We start from the raw sequence: 17,290 nt of genomic DNA on the forward strand, positions 1-17,290 counted from the left end.
AGCACCGCGTCAGAACTTCTGCTGCAACCCGATCATCACACCAAGCTGGTTCATGCCGGTCGCGACCGTGCCGCCGGCCGCGACCGCGTTCGCGGCCTGGGCGCTGTTGAACATGTACCCCACCGACGTGTAAACCATGGTGCGCTTCGAGAACAGGTAATTCGCGCGGCCGATGAGCAGCGTCGAGCTAGCGTCCTTCTTGCCTTCGGAGCCGCGCTGCAGGTAGCGCACACCCTGTGTGTCGAAGAAAAACGCGGGCGTGACATAGTATGTGGCCCCCGCAAAGAAAATATCCGTCTGCAAGTGGGTGGCGGCCGCGAGGTTATTCCTGATCCATCCGAAGCCGATCTTTGCTGAGCCCAACGTCACGTAGCCGTCGACTATGTTGTGTGTATCGGTGTAGCTGCTGTTGTTCAGCGGCGCCGTGGCGCCCGCGCCGCCGCGTAGCACGTCGTACGAAGCGGCGAAGCCAAAGCTCGCTGAATCGTATGCGAGGAGCGCCGTATATTGACGGCATGCCAGCCTATTGCCGGGAACCTGGCCAGGACAGTTGGTCGCCCCGGGCCCGGCTGGACCCGCTGCATCTCGGCCAAAGCTATAAGTGCCGCCAATCGTCACGCCGTGGAATTTGCCCATGTAGCCGATGGCGTTGTCGCTGCGGGCGTTCGGCAGATACGAATCGAAAACGCTCAGCGAATGAATCGACGGGCCGATCACGTCCGCGTTGAACAGCGCGTACATCGTCATGCCCATCTGCCTGCCGAGCGTTAGCGAGCCGTAGTCGCTGCTGATACCGACGTTCGACTGGATGCCGAAGATCCTGCCGCCGTAATTCAACGTGCCGTTGGTGGGCTGAAAGCCATTCTCCAGCACGAAGAACGTCTTGAATCCGCCACCGAGGTCCTCGGTGCCCCTCAGGCCCCAGCGCGAAGGCAATCTCCCGGTTAGTGAAGCCATACCGATAGATGTCCCGCCGCTAGCGGTCGCATGGTTGTAGTACGACAAGCCGGTATCGACGATTCCATACAGCGTGACGCTGCTTTGGCCGTGCGCAAGCCCCGTCACCGCGGCCAGCAATACGGCACTCCACTTCAGTTTCATGACGTTCTTGTCTCCAGGAGTGGCGAATCGTGGCGGTGAATCGCCACTTTCTTCGCCTTATTATTTGGATTACTTATTAATTTGACGGTTATTCGTTCAGTAAATCGCGGCGCGAGTTAGTCGAAATACATCAAGTCACTGTCATCGCCGTTGAACGCTTTCCATGCAGGCAAGCCCGCGCCATTGGGATTTCCGGACTCCACAAAGTTCAGAAAGTAACGCTGGATTCTGGCCGACAACGCGCGGCTTCGCGGTTCGTCGAGACCTTCGAGCATGGGCGATTCGATCCAGTTTTCGAAGTTGCCAAAGAGGAATGGCAATTCAAGGCAATGGCAAGCGCCCACATTCGGCTGCGGCGATGGGAGATCGAACCGATAGGCAAACACGCTGCTTCCCGCGTCTGCCATACGCTTCGCGAATCGCCGCGTCGGCCCCGCGATCAGCTTTTCCGAACTCAGCTCGACCAGCGCGGCATAGGGCTTCCGCTCGAATGGTCCTTCGGCCACGCGCTCGTATCGCGTTACCGCATCGTCGCCGAATTCGTCCTTGAACTTCTGCAGGGCCTGCTCCGCCGTCGCCGCAAGAAGGGCCGGGCTGCTCGCAAAGAAGCTGCCGGACTCATCGCGCGTCCAGCCGATGAAGACCGGTTTGCCTGCGAAACGGTCCTGCGCGGCCGCACCGGGGTTCGCTGGTACGTCACCGCTCGCAACCGGCATGAATGCGATGGGAACCTCGGCAAACTTCGCCACGGCGCCAGTCAGTTGGGTTTGCGCCTGCAGGATGCGCTCGACAGGCAGCGTGCGCAATGCTTCGCCTGATGATGCTATGCCAGCCGTTTCGCACAACTGCACCGCCGTTGCCTGAGCTTTCGACGGGGCCATCGGCTGAAGGCCCGGATAACTGAGCATGGCAATCGCCTTCACCATGCGATGGGTCGATGGCATCGAGGCGAGAAGCTGGGCGAACCAGGCTCCCGCCGACTGGCCCGCTACGACGATGGAATCCGGGTCGCCGCCGAAGCCCGCGATGTTCTTCCTCACCCACTGAAGCGCCCGCTCGAGATCCGCAACACAGAGATTACCGGGTGAAACGCCCTCCATACAGAGGTTGCCCAGCACGCCCAGCCGATAGTTCATCGTCACGACCACCGCGCGCCCGAGACCGGCGATTGCGCTGCCCGAATAGCAAGGCAGTGCACCACCGGTCATGAACCCTCCCCCGTGAATCCAGAACACAACCGGTAAATTACCAGTGAGATCGGACGTGAAAACGTTCAGCCTGAAAGCATCTTCGGACTGCTCAATGCCTCGGGCGGTCGGCCCCATGACGAAATCCAGACGGCTCGGCAATTGAGGAAAGACGGGCCCGGGTCGGGTAGAATTTCGCTGACCGTTCCAGCGCGACGGTTCACCAGCGGGCTGAAAACGGCCGCAATCCGCCGCGTAGGGAATATCGAAGAACGTGTGCACACCGTCGTGGGTCACGCCTTCAAGTACGCCCTGCTCGCATTGGGCAAGTACGGTGCCCTTCATGTAGCCTCCTTTGTCTTGTGCACTCGCGCACATGGGTTTATCTCATCCGGCAACCATGAGCTTACGGATCGACAGCGGAAAGAAAATGGAATTCTTCGCCGCCCCCCTATGACAAAAGTTCAACCCGGCCTGGATCATGAACTCACTGCAACAACGCCTGAAGCTCCGTCACATCGCCGTCGTGGTGGACATTGCGCGGCTAGGCAGCCTGCAAAAGGCCGCTGAAGCGCAGAACGTCAGTCAGTCGGCGCTCTCCAAGGCGTTGGCCGAGATCGAGGCGATTGTCGGTGCGCAGCTTTTCGAGCGCACACCAAGCGGCATGCGCCCGACGGTCTACGGCGAAACCCTCGTGCGTCACGGCCATTTGATCGCCAGCGACGTTCAGCGGGCGGAGGCCGAGCTCGAAGCGTTGCTGAACGGGGATATCGGCAACCTGTCGATAGGTATATTTTCGCCGCTCACCTGGTGGGGTTCGCTCTCGCACGCTGTGAACGACTTTCGGATCAAGTCGCCACGTGTGCGACTCGCGCTGCGTGAAGGTCCGATGGAAATGTTGCTGGAGTGCCTCGACCAGGATCTCGTCGATATCGTCATCGGCCGGATGGCCAGTGGATTCGGCGGCGAGCACTATAAACTCGAGATGTTGAAGCGCGACATGCCCGTTTTTCTTGCGCGGCAAGGTCATCCGTCGACTTTGAAGCCAGTGGCGCTCCAGGACCTTCTGGATTATCCGTGGATACTCCCTCCTCAGCCGAATATCATCCGGCAACAGCTCGAGTTCGCGATTCGGGATATGGGGCTGAGGCTGCCTTCGGATGTGTTGTCGTCGCAGGTTTCACCGCTGGCTTTTCGTCTGGCTAGCCAGAGCGATGCCCTCGTTCTCTCGTCGGAGTGCATCGCCGATGAGCTGTGCGCCCAATATCGCTTGCGACTCGTACAGTGCGAATTGCCGCTGCACATCGGTCCGCTGGTCGCTATCACGCGCAGTGACAAACCACTCACGCATGCGTCGGCGACTTTTCTACAGGAGCTAATGGGACTGTTGGGGCACGCCCAAATGGAGGAGTGAGATTGAATATGCCGCAGACTACCGTCGCGTCGCGCGCTTGAGTGTCTGCGATGGCGTTTCGCCGAAGAGTTGCTTGTAGTCGCTGGAAAAGCGGCCGAGATGCGAAAAGCCCCAATTCATCGCGATGGACGACACATTGCGCTCGGAGCAGTCCGAAAGTATTTCGCGCCGAACCGCTTCCAGTCTGTACTTCTTCAGATAGGCCATAGGCGCATGCCCGAAGTGCTGGCCGAAGCCTTCGAACAGCTTGTAGCGCGACACGCCCGCCGCACGCTCGATGTCTTCGAGCGCAATATTTTCGCGGGCGTTGTCGTGAATGAACTGTTTCGCGCGCAACAAATAGTGCGGGCACGCGGGACGCATCGCCTCGACAAGCGCCTCCGAATAGTTGTGAGGCTGGGAGAGCAACAGGCCTTTGATCAGCGCCTGTTCGAGATCCCCCACCATCTGTTGATGATTGAGCAACGGGCCGGCGTGTCCCATCTCGGCCAGCAGGAACTTGACCATGCGCCACCACGCGGCCTGATCGCCGTCGGCGGCATTCATCTGTGGCTCGAACGTCAGCGCGGCTTCGAGCGGCCGCTGCAAAAGCCCTTCCAGCACCTGGCGCAAGGCCGCACTCGGAATCGAAACGATGATCTTGCGGCAATTGCCCATGATCGCCAGATCTTGCGTTTCATGCGGCGACAACACGAGGCCGCTGTCCTGGTCCGACAGCCACAGTCGGCCGTGCGCGGCGAGTTCCTGCTGCCCGGTGAGCGGCAGACTCACGCTATAGCAGTTGAGCGGCGCTTCATTGTGCACGGAGACGGTGACGTCGGTGCCGTACTCGACGTACCCCAGCGTGCTCGCCATGGAGCGCATGACCGTGCCCGAATGATGGAATTGCAGCGCCTTCGGGCTGCGAACCTCCAACGCGTGCGGTCCGCAAATCGACGCCATCCAGTCGCGCGCGCCTTCGAGGTCGTGACGCAGTGCGTCAAGGCCTCGGCTTTCGTTGGCGGCGGGGGTTGGCATGGCGTGTATCAGTGAGCAATTGACGAATACTCAATGGTAAACCACGCCACGCCCGGACAAAATAACGAAACACCCCAACTGGGTGCTGCGCCGCAGCTTCACACAGCTGGCTGCGTGCTGTTGCTGTCCCCAAATTTTTCGTAGTAGAGACGGTGGTCGTCGAGGCTTGCGCTCGCGAGCCACGTCTTGATCGCCTCGACCATCGGCGGCGGGCCGCACAGGTACATGTCGAACGGGCTCGCTTCGAGCATCGCACGGTCAAAATGTTCGGGAATGAGTCCCGTCTTGCCCTGCCATACTTCAGACGGATTCATCACGACGATATCGCACGTGAAGTTCTCAATGCGTTCCTCGTAGGACTTCAAGCGATCGAGTTCGCACAGGTCGCGCGCGTTCGTCACGCCATAGTAGAGGTGGACCTTCTGGCCACAGCCGCCCTTGTGCGCAAGATCGTCGAGCATGCCGAGAAATGCGGAGAGGCCAGTCCCGCCTGCGACCATCACGAGCGGCCGTTCCACCTGCCGCAGATAGAACGTGCCGAGCGGCGCCTCGAATTCAACCGTTTGCCCGGGCTCGCAGCGTTCGCGCATATAGTTGCTCATCGCGCCATCGGGCAGCAGGCGAATCAGGAACTGCAGCTGGTTGTTGTCATCGGGACGGTTGGCGAACGAATAGGAACGCCACACGTCCGCGCCCGGCACCTTTACGCGCGCATACTGGCCGGGCAGGAAATCGAGCCGTGCTGAATGAGCGCTGGCATCCAGATGCAGGATCGCCGTTGTTTCGGATACCTGCTTAACGGCCGTGACCTGCCCCGCGATCAACGTGGTGCCACCCGCGCTGCACAGGCTCGAATCGTAGTCGAAGTAAAACGATGCGTCGGATTGCACGCGCGTTTGGCAGGACAGAATCTTGCGCGCGGCGAGATCGTCTGCGCAGAGCGTTTCCTCGTCGACATAGTCCAGCGTGTAGCTGCCCGATTCGCAGCGCCCCTGGCAGGTTCCGCACACGCCCTCGCGGCAATCCAGCGGAATGCTTACGCCATTGCGCAGCGCGGCGTCGAGCAGCAGTTCTCCCGAGCGGACATCGAAGAACACGGTCTTGCCATCGGCAAAACTAAAGGCGACCTTGTGGCTCATTTCGTGGCACTCCCGCTTACAGATGGTAGAAGTCGAGCACGGCGTTGATCGTGTCGTTGAGCAACAGCACATGCTTGCGCGCGATCTTCCAGGTGTCGCCGTGTGGTCGAAGCTGGTAGGTGACGCGTCCGAAGAAGTGTTCGGCAACGCCGTGCCGTGCGTAAAACGTGGCCCAGTTGGCCTTGACTTCCAGCTCGCCGTTTTCGCATTCGGCAATGCGCACATTGGTGATCTGGTGCGACGTGCGCGGCAGCGGCGTCGAAGCCGCCGACTTGCCCGTGCGCAAGCGGAACACGCGATCTTCGAGCCCGGTGCGGTTCGCGTAATAGATAAGCGACATGCCGCGCTTGGGGTCCGTCGTGTACACGTGCTCGGAATCCCATTGGGGCACGTGAAATTCACTGTTTTCGTCGAACAGTTCGAGGTATTCGTCCCAGTCCTGCGCGTCGCAAAGCTCGGCCTTGCGGTAGAGAAACTGCTCGACCCATTGTTGCTGCGTATGCGTGACGGCCATGGCTCAAGCCTCCTTCGTGGTGTTCGATTGCTTTGCGAGGCCCTGCATCAGGTACGTCTGCCACGCGCCATGCTGGTTGACGTAAAGCCCCTCGTGGGTCAGCTCCGTGCCGCACAGCACGGGCTCGATGCCGAGCAGGCGCGCACTCGCCGTCTCGCCCGCCACCCACTTGTGATGACCGCGCGAAATATCGCTCCAGCGCTCGAGACGCGCCTGGAAGCCGCGCTGCTGCTCGCGGAATTCGACGAGATCATCGGGCGTGCCCATGCCCGACACGTTGAAAAAGTCTTCGAACTGGCGAATGCGGCTTTCACGGTCCTGATCCGATTCGCCCTTCACGCCGATGCACTGGCTGATGACTTCCGTCTTGTTCCAGGCGACCGGGCGCACGATGCGCAACTGCGAGCTGATCTGGTCCATGAAAAAGAGGCTCGGATAGACGTTCAGGTTACGCAGGCGATGCATCATCCATTCGGCCTTCTCCTGGCCGTATGCCTCGACGAGGCGCGGCATGACGCTCGCATAGCCGGGCCGCACGCTGGGGTTCGGCATGTCGCTGAAGAGGACGCTATGGCCGTTCTTGAACGCGAACCAGCCGTCGTCGGTCTCGGCGTCGCCCGCACCGAGCTTGCTGTAGTCGAGCGTGCCGTTCGCTGCGCCGCCGTTCTGCGCGTTCGCTTCTTGACGGCGCTGCACCGTGGCAACGTAGTTGTAGTGCACCGTGCTCACGTGATAGCCGTCGAGGCCATTCTCGTTCTGCAGCTTCCAGTTGCCTTCGAAGGTGTAGGCGGACTTGCCCGGCAGCACCTCGAGTTCGCCCGTAGGCGATTGCGCCACCATCATGTCGAGGAAGATGCGCGCGTCGCCGAGGTACTCTTCAATGGTGTCGGTCGCCTCGACGTCGAGGCTGATGAACACGAAGCCCTTGTAACTCGCGATACGCGCCTTCTTGAGGCCGCGCGTGGACTTGTCGAAGTCGTCGCAGTACTCGCCGGGCGCCTTGACCTTGACGAGGCGTCCATCGCTCTTGTAGCACCACGCATGGAACGGGCACGTGAAGGTCGACTGATTGCCTTTGCCCATGCGCGTGAGGGTCGCGCCGCGATGCTGGCACGCGTTGATCATCGCGTTGAGCTGACCGTTGCCGTCGCGCGAGATGATCATCGGCTGGCGTCCTGCGCGCATCGTCATGAAGTCGTGCGGCTTGGGGATCTCGCTCTCGTGGCATGCGTAGATCCAGTTCTTCTCGAAGATGAATTCCATCTCCAGGTCGAACAGTTGCGGCTCCGTGAACATCTCCCGCGCAATGCGATAGACGCCCTCTGCCGGACGGAAGTCGAGGCATCCGCCAATGAAATCCTGCCATTGCGACGCGATTTTCTCTGTGCTCACGATGGGTTCTCCTCCTGCCGTTTAGCGGTCTCGCGACCGGGTCCTTGATGAGCTGGATTGAATACCCACAGCGACGCCGGCGCTATCCGCCTGGTCGCCATTCGCTATCCACTTTTTTTGCCGCGGTTTCTTCCTCCTGGCTGGGCGTGCCCGCGCGACGCCCGGCGCCGGCCGTTTCGCCGCCCCGCCAAAAAAACCGGATAGTGAGTGTCGAGTAGACGGATAGCGCCCGCGCAGGCGCGGATATCTAATGCGCTCAACGCCCCCCTAAAACCAGTTGGAGACAGTCATCATGAGCGTGAAAGTATTCGAAACCGGCGAAGTGCAGGACCTGCTGAAGGCCGCCACGAACGTGGACGGCAACGGCGGCAACACGCGTTTCAAGCAGATTGCCCACCGTCTGCTGAGCGACCTGTTCAAGGCGATCGACGACCTCGACATCACACCCGACGAGGTCTGGACCGGCATCAACTATCTGAACAAGCTCGGCCAGGACGGCGAGGCGGCGCTGCTCGCGGCAGGCATCGGACTGGAAAAGTATCTGGACATCCGCATGGACGCCGCCGACGAGGAAGCGGGCATCAGCGGCGGCACGCCGCGCACGATCGAAGGCCCGTTGTACGTTGCGGGTGCGCCGCTGCGCGACAGCGTTTCGCGCATCGACCTCGACGCCGACGCCGATGCGGGCCCGCTCGTCATTCACGGCACGGTCACCGGACCGGACGGCAAGCCGGTGGCAGGCGCCGTGGTCGAATGCTGGCATGCGAACTCGAAGGGCTTCTACTCGCACTTCGATCCGACCGGCGCGCAGAGCGATTTCAACCTGCGCGGCGCGGTGAAGACCGGCGCCGACGGCAAGTACGAATTCCGCACGCTCATGCCCGTGGGCTACGGCTGCCCGCCGCAGGGCGCGACGCAGCAGTTGCTGAACGCGTTGGAGCGTCACGGCGACCGTCCGGCGCACGTGCACTTCTTCGTCACGAGCGACGAGCACCGCAAGCTCACCACGCAGTTCAACGTCGAGGGCGACCCGCTGATCTGGGACGACTTCGCCTACGCGACGCGTGAGGAGTTGATTCCGCCGGTGACGGAAAAGACCGGCGGCGCCGCACTGGGCCTGAAGGCCGACGTGTACAAGGACATCGAGTTCAACCTCACGCTGACTCCCTTCGTCCAGGGCAAGGACAACCAGATCGTCAATCGCCTGCGCGTTGCCGCCGCGGCATAACCGAGGTCAAACCGGCGAAGCTGCCGACTCGACACGTCCCGCACGTCGTCGGTACAGCCAGAGCGTCGCCGCGAACCCGCACAGCGCGGCAAAGCTGAGCCAGTAACCCGGCGCGGCTTTGTCGCGCGTGATTTCGATCAGGTACGTCGACACTGCGGGCGTAAAGCCGCCGAACAGCGCCGTCGCGAGACTGAACGCCAGCGAGAAGCCTGCAACGCGCACTTGCGCCGGCATGACTTCGGTGAGCGCGGCGACCATCGCGCCGTTGTACATGCCGAAGAAAAACGAGAACCACAGCAGCACGATCAGCATGCGGGCAAAACTCGGCGCGGCGGCGAGCCATGAAAGCGCCGGATACGCCGTGAGGATCGCCAGCATGGAAATGGCGAGCAGGATCGGCTTGCGGCCAATGCGGTCCGAAAGCGCGCCACCGATGGGAAGCCACGCGAAGTTCGAGATGCCCACGAAGAGCGTCACGATGAGCGTGTCGGCGGTGGAAAGTTTGAGTACGGCTTTGCCGAAGGTCGGCGTGTAGACGGTGATGAGATAGAACGTCGTGGTCGTCATCGCCGTGAGCAGCATGCCGGCGATGACGATGCGCCAGTTGGCCAGCAGCATCGCGAAGATTTCGCCTGCCTGCGGATGATGGCGTCGCGCTTCGAACGCGGCGGTCTCCTGCAGCGAGCGGCGCAGAATGAATAGAAACGGCACGATCGCGCAGCCGATAAAGAACGGAATGCGCCAGCCCCACGCACCGATCTGCTGCGCGGAAAGCCACTGATTCAGCGCATAGCCGAGCGCGGCGGCCATCACGATCGCGACCTGCTGGCTCGCCGATTGCCAGCTCGTGTAAAAGCCCTTGTTGCCGGGTGTCGCCATCTCGGCGAGATACACTGAAACGCCGCCCAGTTCCGCGCCAGCCGAAAAGCCCTGCAACAGCCGGCCGAGGAGCACGAGCGCGGGCGCGAGCAGCCCGATGCTCGCGTAGCCCGGCACACAGGCGATCAGAATGGTGCCGCTCGCCATGATGGATAGCGTGACGATCAGACCCATGCGGCGCCCGACTTTGTCGATATACGCACCAAGCAGGATCGCGCCAAGCGGACGCATGAGGAAGCCTGCGCCGAATACGGCGAAGGTCAGCATCAGCGAGGCATATTCACTCGACGACGGGAAGAAGATCTTCGAGATCGACGTGGCGTAGAAGCCGAACAGAAAGAAGTCGAACTGTTCGAGGAAGTTGCCGCTCGTGACGCGCAGCACGGCGGCCGCCCGCGACGCGCGCGCGGCGCCGTGCACGCCCGAAATGGCGCTCGGCTCTGTGGGGTTCATGGGACTGTCTCCTGTGATTGTTGGTGTCACGGGGGAGCATGACGCTCCCCCGCTTTTGCCGCCGCTAGTCAGAACCGAGACTCAGCGTACTGCGCTGCCGCTTTTCTATCGACGATTTGAGCAACGCCGCCGAGCGGAAGATGCCATGCGCAAATTTTCCGTAGGGCAACGTCGCGAAGAGCGCCATCACGATGCCCAGGTGAATCGCGAGCAACGACGGCATCGCGGAGGTCGCCCGCCAGCCCATGAGCGCGAGGCCCGATGCGCTCGTCAGCAGCAGGAGCGCGATGAAACCGCGGTCCATCGGGCGCTGGCGCGTATCGCCTTGCTGCGGATGTCGTTTGAGGTTCAGCCACAGCAGCCCGGCCGGCCCAACGAGCAACCCGATGCCGCCCAGCGTGCCTAGCAGCACTGGCACGCTGAAGAAGGGATACGGCGCTTCCAGTCCGAGTACGTAGTGATACGCCGTCGCGACCACCGTCGCGGCAAAGCACAGCATGAAGCCGTAAAACGTCAGATGATGGAAGCGCCGTCTCGCGAGCGTGAAGGCGTCGTTCGATTCGTTGCAGCCTTCGCCGTGGCCGCCGTCGAGATACTTGAGCATCAGCGCGTTTCTCGCGGCTTCGGCAACCGCAGGCGCGCTCGCGCTCGCCGTTCCCGCCGACACGTCGCGCCAGAAGCGCGTGACGCCCACGCCCAGCGCCAGCACCGCGAACAGAAAGACTACACCGAACATCGCCGCGAGCAGGTTATGAGGAAAAATCGCATAGAAGTTCGCTGCGGCGACCTCACCCGAAAGCCCGCCGTGCATCGCCGTGCCTAGCAGCAGAAAGAGCGCAAGCCCCGCTGCGAGCGCGACCGAAAGCGTGAGGCCGTTGCGCTTGTACAGCGTGCCAAGCGCAGCCGGAAACGCGTATTCGGTGTAGGTTTCAAGGCGCACCTTCGCCATCGCCTTCGGCACGTTCACGGCGAATTCGTGCGGCGGCGCGTATTGGCAGGCGTGATAGCACGCACCGCAGTTGTGACAGAGGTTCGCGAGGTAGTTCACGTCCGCCTTGCCGAATTCGAGGCGGCGCGTCATGGCCGGGAACACGGCGCAGAAGCCTTCGCAATAGCGGCAGGCGTTGCAGATCTGCATCTGCCGCGCCACTTCGCTTTCGCTGTCGCTCATCGGCACGATGGGGATCACGCGCGCCCCGCCTTGCGGCCCGCGGACCATTGTCTTTGCATCGGCTGGCGCGGTGCGCGTGCGTTCGGCCGCGAGGGCGTCAGTGCGCTGCATGATGAGTCTCCGTCGTTTGAAGTGCGGCGCGCGCAGCCTGCGTGCCCGCAATGCGCCCGAATGCGGTGCCGATCGACATGCCGACACCCGCCGTATAACCCTTGCCGAGCACGTTGCCCGCCATCATCTCGCCCGCGACGAACAGGTTCTCACTCGCCGCGCCGCCGAAATGAACCTGCGCGCGGTCGTTGGTTTTCAGGCCGAGATACGTGAACGTGATGCCCGGCCGCAGCGCGTAGCCGTAGTAAGGCGGCGTGTCGATCGGGCGCGCCCAGTGCGTCTTGGGCGGCGTAGTGCCTTCCGTGTGGCAGTCGTCGAGCGCGGTGTGGTCGAAGGTGCCGACACGGCATGCCTCGTTGTAGCGCGTGAGGGTTTCCATGAAGCGCGCTTCGGGCAGGTTCAGCTTGCGTGCGAGTTCCGGCAGCGTATCCGCCCTTTCGCCAGGAAACACAGGCGGCATGAAGCGGCCAATGGCTTTCGAATCGATGATCGAATAGCCGATCTGACCGGGCTGCTGCGCGACCAGCCGTCCCCAGATCGCATAGCGCTTGGGCCAGAAGTCCTCGCCTTCGTCGTAGAAGCGCTCGGCGTCGCGATTCACGACCACGCCGAGCGACACGCAATCGATACGCGTGCAAATGCCGCCGTCATAGAGCGGCGCACGCGCGTCGATGGCCACGCAATGCGACTGCGACGGGTCGCCGATCATGTCCGCGCCCGCGTCCATCATGTGCCGGATGAGTACGCCCATGTTGAAGCGCGTGCCGCGAATCCGGAAGTTGTCGGCAGGCCACTCGCCGCGCTCGTTCTGCCCCCACGCTTCGCGCAGCCATTCGCGGTTCGATTCGAAGCCGCCCGCCGCCAGCACGCAGGCGCGCGCCTCGAAGCGCAGATTGCCGCTCTGCGCGGCGACAAAGCGGCCGCCTTCCAGTTCGAGCGAGTCCACCGGCGTGTCGTAACGGATCTCCACGCCGAGCGCTTCTGCGCTGCGGTAGTACGCGTTGACGAGCGCCTTGCCGCCACCCATGAAGAACGCGTTGGTGCGCGCCACGTGCAGCGCGCCGGAGAGCGGCGGCTGGAAGCGCACGCCGTGTTTTTGCATCCACGGCCGGCACGAAGATGAGGCGCGGATCGTCAGACGCGCGAGATGCTCGTTGGTGATCCCGCCCGTAACCTTCAGCAGGTCTTGCCAGAACTCCTCTTCGGGATAGGCTTCGACGAGCACGTCCTGAGGCGCGTCGTGCATGCAGCGCAAGTTGCGCGTGTGCTGTGAATTGCCGCCGCGCCACTCGCGCGGCGCCGATTCGAGCAGCAGGACCGACGCGCCGGCTTCGCGCGCCATCAACGCCGCACACAGCGCGGCGTTGCCTCCTCCGATCACAAGTACATCGACCATCCTGTGTGCCTCCTTTTGGGCACACTCTAATGGCCGCGCGCTCACGCCGCCATCAGCGGCCCGTTAATGGGTCTTCAGTTTTTGTGAAGACCGCCTCGGGGCGCAAACGCGCGCCGGGCCAACGGCCTTCGCGCACGAGTTGGCGGGCCACGTCGGCGAGCACGACGCGCGCCGCCAGCCCCGCGGGCGACAACTCGTCGTCGGAGACGCTTGCAATCATGTTGGGGCGCGTCGCGTAGCTTTCGGCGAGGCGCACGCTTGCCAATGTGGCGTTCTCGGGGCGCGCGAGCGCGGCTCCCGGCTGAATGGTCGCGCCAAAGCCAGCGCGTACGTAATCCATCAGCAGCGCCAGGCCGTCCACTTCGGCGACGATATTGGGTTCGTATCTGGCGCGCTTGAATGCGGCGCTCAGCAGCGAGCGCAGCCCGTGCGTGCCGCTGGGAAGAATCAGCGGCAGTTTGCCGAGTTGCCCGAGGCGCACCGACGCGCCGGTGGGCATCCCGCCGAATTCGCTCGCGCCGATGACGAAGAGCCGCTCCTCGAGCAGCGACGCGACACTCCAGCGCTGCGCGGGCACCTCGCGAAACAGCACGGCAAGGTCGATTTGACGCGCGCTTAGCATGCCGGCGAGATAACCGGACAGGCTTTCGACCACGCGCAGACGCACATCGGGATAGCGCTCGCGCATGGCCTGCATGAAGGCCACGCCGAGCACGCTCGCCGTGCTCGGCGCCATGCCGACGCTCACGTGCCCGGAAAGCCGGGCCTCGCGTGCGGCGAGCGCGGCATCGTCGATATGGCGCAGCGCGAGTTGCGCCTGACGCCAGAATGCGAGGCCGGCGTCGGTCGGAACGACGCCACTGGACGTGCGCTGTAACAGACGTGTGGAAAGCTCGCCTTCCAGGCGGCTGATCTGCTGACTCAGTGCGGACGTAACGACGCCGAGTTCCAGCGCAGCTTTGCCCATGCTTCCATGTTCGACGACGCTGAGAAAATAGCGCAGTTGTCTGAGTTCCATTTCATGATCGCGAGGAGCGGGAAATGGCGACTATTGTCGCAGAATGGAATCGCGTGCATCTGGCGAGGCACAGACGACCCGCTTATCACGCGGGTCGTCTGTTTCTGGTTACGCGCAGCACGAGGTGCACTGCGACGGCCGACTCTTTTATTGATTCTCCGGCCGATCGGGTGAGGAACCGGACTCCATCGACTTGCGGACCTTTGCGACCTGCTCTTGTCTCACGGAAGGCGCATGATTGCCCCAGCTGGAACGCACGAAAGTGAGCACGTCGGCTACATCGCGGTCCGTCAAACGCGTGGCGAAACCCGGCATCGCGTAGTGCGTCGGGGCCGCCTTGGTCCAAGGCATTTCCCCCCCGTGAAGGACGATGCGGATCAGCGAAGTCGGATCGTCCGTGTTCACGACCGTCGACAGCGCCAGCGTCGGGAAAGTGCTCTCATAGCCGCTGCCGCTCGTGCGGTGGCAGGCCGCGCAGTTGTCGACGAACGTGAGCGCCCCGTTGCTGCGGTCGGTGCCTGCGCGCAACGCGTTGGCCGAGGCGGGATCGGCCGCGAGTGTCCCGACCGATGTGTTGGCCGGCGCGAGCGTTTTGAGGTACGCGGCGATCGCACCGAGGTCCTGATCGCTCATATGCTGCGTGCTGTTCTGCACGACATCCGCCATCCCGCCGAAGGCAGCCGAGTGCGCCGTGCGTCCGCTCTTCAGGAACGCGACGATGTCAGCTTCGCTCCAGTTTCCAAGGCCATCCTTGCGGTCGCCTCGCAGGTTCTTCGCGAGATAGCCGTCGACCACGCCGCCCGAGAGGAACTGATTGCCATCGTCGGTCAGCGACTTTTCCTCCAGACCGTACCCGCGGGGCGTATGGCAGGCGCTGCAGTGCGCGAGGCCTTCCACGAGATAGCGGCCACGGGCAACAGGGTCGTTCGGCAGCGGGCTGTCGTCGCTAACGACTTCCGGTGCAAATGCCCCGCGCCAGAAGCGCAGCGGCCAGCGCATCGAGAGCGGCCACGGAATGTCCGACGCGCGGTTGCCCTGCGAGACCGGCTCGACACCATGCATGAAATACGCGTACAGCGCCTTCACGTCGGCTGGTTTGACCTTCGCATACGAGACGTACGGCATGGCTGGGTACAGCGTCGAACCATCCTTGGCGATACCGTGGCGCACGGCGCGATCGAAATCGCCGAGCGTGTAATTGCCGATACCCGTTGCCTTATCCGGCGTGATGTTAGTCGAGTAGATCGTGCCGATCGGCGATGCGATGCCAAGACCGCCCGCGAATGGCTTGCCGCCCTTCGCCGTGTGGCAGGCAATACAGTCGCCCGCGGCTGCGAGGTAGCGGCCCTTCTGGATCAGCTGCGCGTCGGCAGAGGTTGGCGCGGCTGCGGCCACGGTCTGTGCAAATACACTGGCACTCGCTGCGGTCGTCACAAAGGCGACCGTACAGGCGATGGCAAACGTAATCTTTTTCATGATGTTTGCCCTCTCCTTATGCCTGCACCAGCGCAGCCGGGTTCTTCAGGTATTGCTCGCGGATCGCCTTGGCCGAGTGAAACGCGAGCGCAGCGACGATACCCGTCGGGTTGTAGCCCATGTTCTGCGGGAACGCCGAGGCGCCCATCACGAACACGTTGGGCACGTCCCAGCTTTGCAGATACTTGTTGACGACGCTCGTCGCGGGCGACGCGCCCATCACCGCGCCGCCCGTGGTGTGCGTGGACTGGTACACGCGCGTGTCGTAGTGCTGCCCCTTCTTGCGAATCGCGCGGAAATACTTCTCCGGATTCATTGCCTTCGCAACGTCTTCCATGCGCGTGCCGACGTAGTCGAGCATCGCGTACTCGTTGTCGTGCCAATCGAACGTCATGCGCAAGAGCGGCAGACCATACGCGTCGCGATAGGTCGGATCGAGATCGAGGTAGGCGTCGCGATACGGCATCACCGAGCCCGAAATGCCGATGGTCATGTAGCGCTGGTAGGCATCGGAAATGCCGGCTTTCCAGCCGCTGCCCCAGGTCGGCGTGCCGGGCACGGTCGCCGCCTGCTTGATCGGACGGCCGCCCGTGCGGATATGACGTACGCTCGCGCCACCGACAAAGCCGAGCGGACCGTGGTCGAACTGATCCCCGTTGAGATCGTCCATGCCCACGCCGCCCGCGCCACTGCCGACGAACGGATTGAGTTGCGTACCCTTGGGCAGCAACACGTTGATGCCGCCGTTCATCTGATACGCGTAGTTGCGTCCGACCACGCCCTCGCCTGTCTTCGGATCGTAGGGCTTGCCGATGCCTGAGAGCAGCAAGAGGCGCACGTTGTGCATCTGGAATGCGGCGACGATGACCATGTCCGCGGGCTGCTCGACTTCGCGGCCCTGAGCGTCGATGTAGGTCACGCCGGTCGCACGCGTTTTGTCCGCCGAGAGCATCACCCTGGTGACGTACGATTTCGTTCGGAGTTCGAAATTAGGCTTCTTGAGCAGCACCGGCAGAATGGTGGTCTGCGGCGACGCCTTCGAGTACATGTAGCAGCCGAAGTCTTCGCAGAAGCCGCAAAAGTTGCACGGGCCTAGACGCACGCCATACGGATTCGTGTAAGGCGCCGATGCATTCGCCGCGGGCGCCGGGTAGGGATTGAAGCCCACTTCGCGCGCGGCCTTTTCGAACAGCGACGCACCGAGGCCGTTCTTCAGCGCGGGCGTGGGAAATTCGCTGCTGCGACGGCCTTCCAGCGCATTCCCGCCGGGCTGGATCTGGCCATTCAGATTACCCGCCTTGCCGGAAGTGCCGAACACCTTCTCCGCGAAATCGAAGAACGGCTCCATCTCGTCATAGGTGACGCCGAAGTCCTGCACCTGCATGCCTTCAGGAATGAACTTCTTGCCGTAGCGCTCTTCATAACGCGTGCGCAGTTCCAGTTCTTCGGGCAGCATGCGGTAGTGCATGCCGTTCCAGTGAAAGCCCGCGCCGCCCACGCCATTGCCGAGCAGAAACGACGCGTGTTGACGGTACGGCACCGCGAGATCATCCACACCGTGCCGAATGGTCACCGTCTCCGTCGAGAGATCCTGGAAAAGCGCGCCGCGCACCGCGTACTTGAGTTCGTCGATGACCTTCGGATAGTTCGCATCGGTCGGCGTGTCGCGCATCGCGCCGCGCTCGAGTGCGACGACATTGAGACCCGCGTCGGTGAGTTCCTGCGCGAGAATGGCGCCGGTCCAGCCAAAACCTACGATTACGCAATCGACCTTGTTCTTCTTGAGCGCCACTG

At 62.6% G+C, this 17,290-nt stretch carries 14 protein-coding genes; 2 read left to right on the plus strand and 12 right to left on the minus strand.

The genetic code is table 11. The features are described 5' to 3' along the window. Nucleotides 1-9 precede the first annotated feature (9 nt). Together VSR72_RS32175 and VSR72_RS32180 are read right to left on the minus strand one after the other, a co-directional pair. On the minus strand, nucleotides 10-1,101 hold the full coding sequence (locus VSR72_RS32175; protein ID WP_342956298.1) for a porin: 1,092 nt from the start codon (nucleotides 1,099-1,101) through the stop codon (nucleotides 10-12). Nucleotides 1,102-1,217: 116 nt separating this feature from the next. After that, nucleotides 1,218-2,633 (minus strand): carboxylesterase family protein, encoded by a 1,416-nt coding sequence (locus VSR72_RS32180; RefSeq protein WP_342956299.1) that lies wholly within the window; start codon nucleotides 2,631-2,633, stop codon nucleotides 1,218-1,220. Between the two features lie 136 nt (nucleotides 2,634-2,769). Between VSR72_RS32180 and VSR72_RS32185 the strand changes: the two genes are divergently transcribed. Next, on the plus strand, nucleotides 2,770-3,702 hold the full coding sequence (locus VSR72_RS32185; RefSeq protein ID WP_342956300.1) for a LysR substrate-binding domain-containing protein: 933 nt from the start codon (nucleotides 2,770-2,772) through the stop codon (nucleotides 3,700-3,702). An 18-nt stretch (nucleotides 3,703-3,720) separates the two neighbouring features. Here the strand turns inward: VSR72_RS32185 and VSR72_RS32190 are convergent, their stop codons facing one another. The 4 genes from VSR72_RS32190 to antA all read right to left on the minus strand — a co-directional run bounded on the left by VSR72_RS32190 (nucleotide 3,721) and on the right by antA (nucleotide 7,764). Beyond that, the gene (locus VSR72_RS32190) at nucleotides 3,721-4,719 is read right to left on the minus strand and encodes a helix-turn-helix domain-containing protein (RefSeq protein WP_342956301.1); all 999 of its coding nucleotides are present in this window, start codon (nucleotides 4,717-4,719) and stop codon (nucleotides 3,721-3,723) included. 98 nt (nucleotides 4,720-4,817) lie between these two features. Next, on the minus strand, nucleotides 4,818-5,858 hold the full coding sequence (antC, locus tag VSR72_RS32195) for an anthranilate 1,2-dioxygenase electron transfer component AntC (protein ID WP_342956302.1): 1,041 nt from the start codon (nucleotides 5,856-5,858) through the stop codon (nucleotides 4,818-4,820). 16 nt (nucleotides 5,859-5,874) lie between these two features. Then, nucleotides 5,875-6,372 carry an anthranilate 1,2-dioxygenase small subunit gene (gene antB, locus VSR72_RS32200; RefSeq protein WP_342956303.1) on the minus strand — a complete coding sequence of 166 codons (498 nt, stop codon included), beginning with the start codon at nucleotides 6,370-6,372 and terminating at the stop codon, nucleotides 5,875-5,877. A 3-nt stretch (nucleotides 6,373-6,375) separates the two neighbouring features. Further along, nucleotides 6,376-7,764: an anthranilate 1,2-dioxygenase large subunit gene (antA, locus tag VSR72_RS32205; protein WP_342956304.1), complete on the minus strand. Its 1,389-nt coding sequence runs from the start codon at nucleotides 7,762-7,764 to the stop codon at nucleotides 6,376-6,378. A gap of 292 nt (nucleotides 7,765-8,056) precedes the next feature. On the opposite strand from antA, the gene catA reads away from it, so the two are divergent. After that, the gene (gene catA, locus VSR72_RS32210) at nucleotides 8,057-8,992 is read left to right on the plus strand and encodes a catechol 1,2-dioxygenase (RefSeq protein ID WP_342956305.1); all 936 of its coding nucleotides are present in this window, start codon (nucleotides 8,057-8,059) and stop codon (nucleotides 8,990-8,992) included. A gap of 6 nt (nucleotides 8,993-8,998) precedes the next feature. Here the strand turns inward: catA and VSR72_RS32215 are convergent, their stop codons facing one another. The 6 genes from VSR72_RS32215 to VSR72_RS32240 form a co-directional block, all read right to left on the minus strand. Next, nucleotides 8,999-10,324, minus strand: a complete 1,326-nt coding sequence (locus tag VSR72_RS32215) for an MFS transporter (RefSeq protein WP_342956306.1) — start codon at nucleotides 10,322-10,324, stop codon at nucleotides 8,999-9,001. Nucleotides 10,325-10,388: 64 nt separating this feature from the next. After that, entirely contained in the window at nucleotides 10,389-11,606 is a 1,218-nt protein-coding gene (gene tcuB, locus VSR72_RS32220) for a tricarballylate utilization 4Fe-4S protein TcuB (RefSeq protein ID WP_342956307.1), read from the minus strand. Continuing rightward, nucleotides 11,593-13,002 (minus strand): FAD-dependent tricarballylate dehydrogenase TcuA, encoded by a 1,410-nt coding sequence (tcuA, locus tag VSR72_RS32225; RefSeq protein ID WP_342956308.1) that lies wholly within the window; start codon nucleotides 13,000-13,002, stop codon nucleotides 11,593-11,595. Before tcuA ends, tcuB begins: the two co-directional genes overlap by 14 nt. Nucleotides 13,003-13,054: 52 nt before the next feature. Beyond that, a complete protein-coding gene (locus VSR72_RS32230) occupies nucleotides 13,055-14,020 on the minus strand; it encodes a LysR family transcriptional regulator (RefSeq protein ID WP_342956309.1) in 966 nt (321 codons plus the stop codon). A 147-nt stretch (nucleotides 14,021-14,167) separates the two neighbouring features. Then, complete coding sequence (locus VSR72_RS32235) at nucleotides 14,168-15,496, minus strand: cytochrome c (protein ID WP_342956310.1); 1,329 nt, start codon at nucleotides 15,494-15,496, stop codon at nucleotides 14,168-14,170. A 16-nt stretch (nucleotides 15,497-15,512) separates the two neighbouring features. Beyond that, nucleotides 15,513-17,288 (minus strand): GMC family oxidoreductase, encoded by a 1,776-nt coding sequence (locus VSR72_RS32240; protein WP_342956311.1) that lies wholly within the window; start codon nucleotides 17,286-17,288, stop codon nucleotides 15,513-15,515. Nucleotides 17,289-17,290: the final 2 nt, after the last annotated feature.

The sequence above is a fragment of the Paraburkholderia sp. JHI869 genome (genome assembly GCF_038900775.1).
Taxonomy (GTDB): domain Bacteria; phylum Pseudomonadota; class Gammaproteobacteria; order Burkholderiales; family Burkholderiaceae; genus Paraburkholderia.

Bases quoted from the DNA above. Each gene is read 5' to 3' on its own strand.
- VSR72_RS32175 (WP_342956298.1), bottom strand. From the start codon at position 1,101: ATGAAACTGAAGTGGAGTGCCGTATTGCTGGCCGCGGTGACGGGGCTT.
- VSR72_RS32180 (WP_342956299.1), bottom strand. From the start codon at position 2,633: ATGAAGGGCACCGTACTTGCCCAATGCGAGCAGGGCGTACTTGAAGGC.
- VSR72_RS32185 (WP_342956300.1), top strand. From the start codon at position 2,770: ATGAACTCACTGCAACAACGCCTGAAGCTCCGTCACATCGCCGTCGTG.
- VSR72_RS32190 (WP_342956301.1), bottom strand. From the start codon at position 4,719: ATGCCAACCCCCGCCGCCAACGAAAGCCGAGGCCTTGACGCACTGCGT.
- antC (WP_342956302.1), bottom strand. From the start codon at position 5,858: ATGAGCCACAAGGTCGCCTTTAGTTTTGCCGATGGCAAGACCGTGTTC.
- antB (WP_342956303.1), bottom strand. From the start codon at position 6,372: ATGGCCGTCACGCATACGCAGCAACAATGGGTCGAGCAGTTTCTCTAC.
- catA (WP_342956305.1), top strand. From the start codon at position 8,057: ATGAGCGTGAAAGTATTCGAAACCGGCGAAGTGCAGGACCTGCTGAAG.
- VSR72_RS32215 (WP_342956306.1), bottom strand. From the start codon at position 10,324: ATGAACCCCACAGAGCCGAGCGCCATTTCGGGCGTGCACGGCGCCGCG.
- tcuB (WP_342956307.1), bottom strand. From the start codon at position 11,606: ATGCAGCGCACTGACGCCCTCGCGGCCGAACGCACGCGCACCGCGCCA.
- tcuA (WP_342956308.1), bottom strand. From the start codon at position 13,002: ATGGTCGATGTACTTGTGATCGGAGGAGGCAACGCCGCGCTGTGTGCG.
- VSR72_RS32230 (WP_342956309.1), bottom strand. From the start codon at position 14,020: ATGGAACTCAGACAACTGCGCTATTTTCTCAGCGTCGTCGAACATGGA.
- VSR72_RS32235 (WP_342956310.1), bottom strand. From the start codon at position 15,496: ATGAAAAAGATTACGTTTGCCATCGCCTGTACGGTCGCCTTTGTGACG.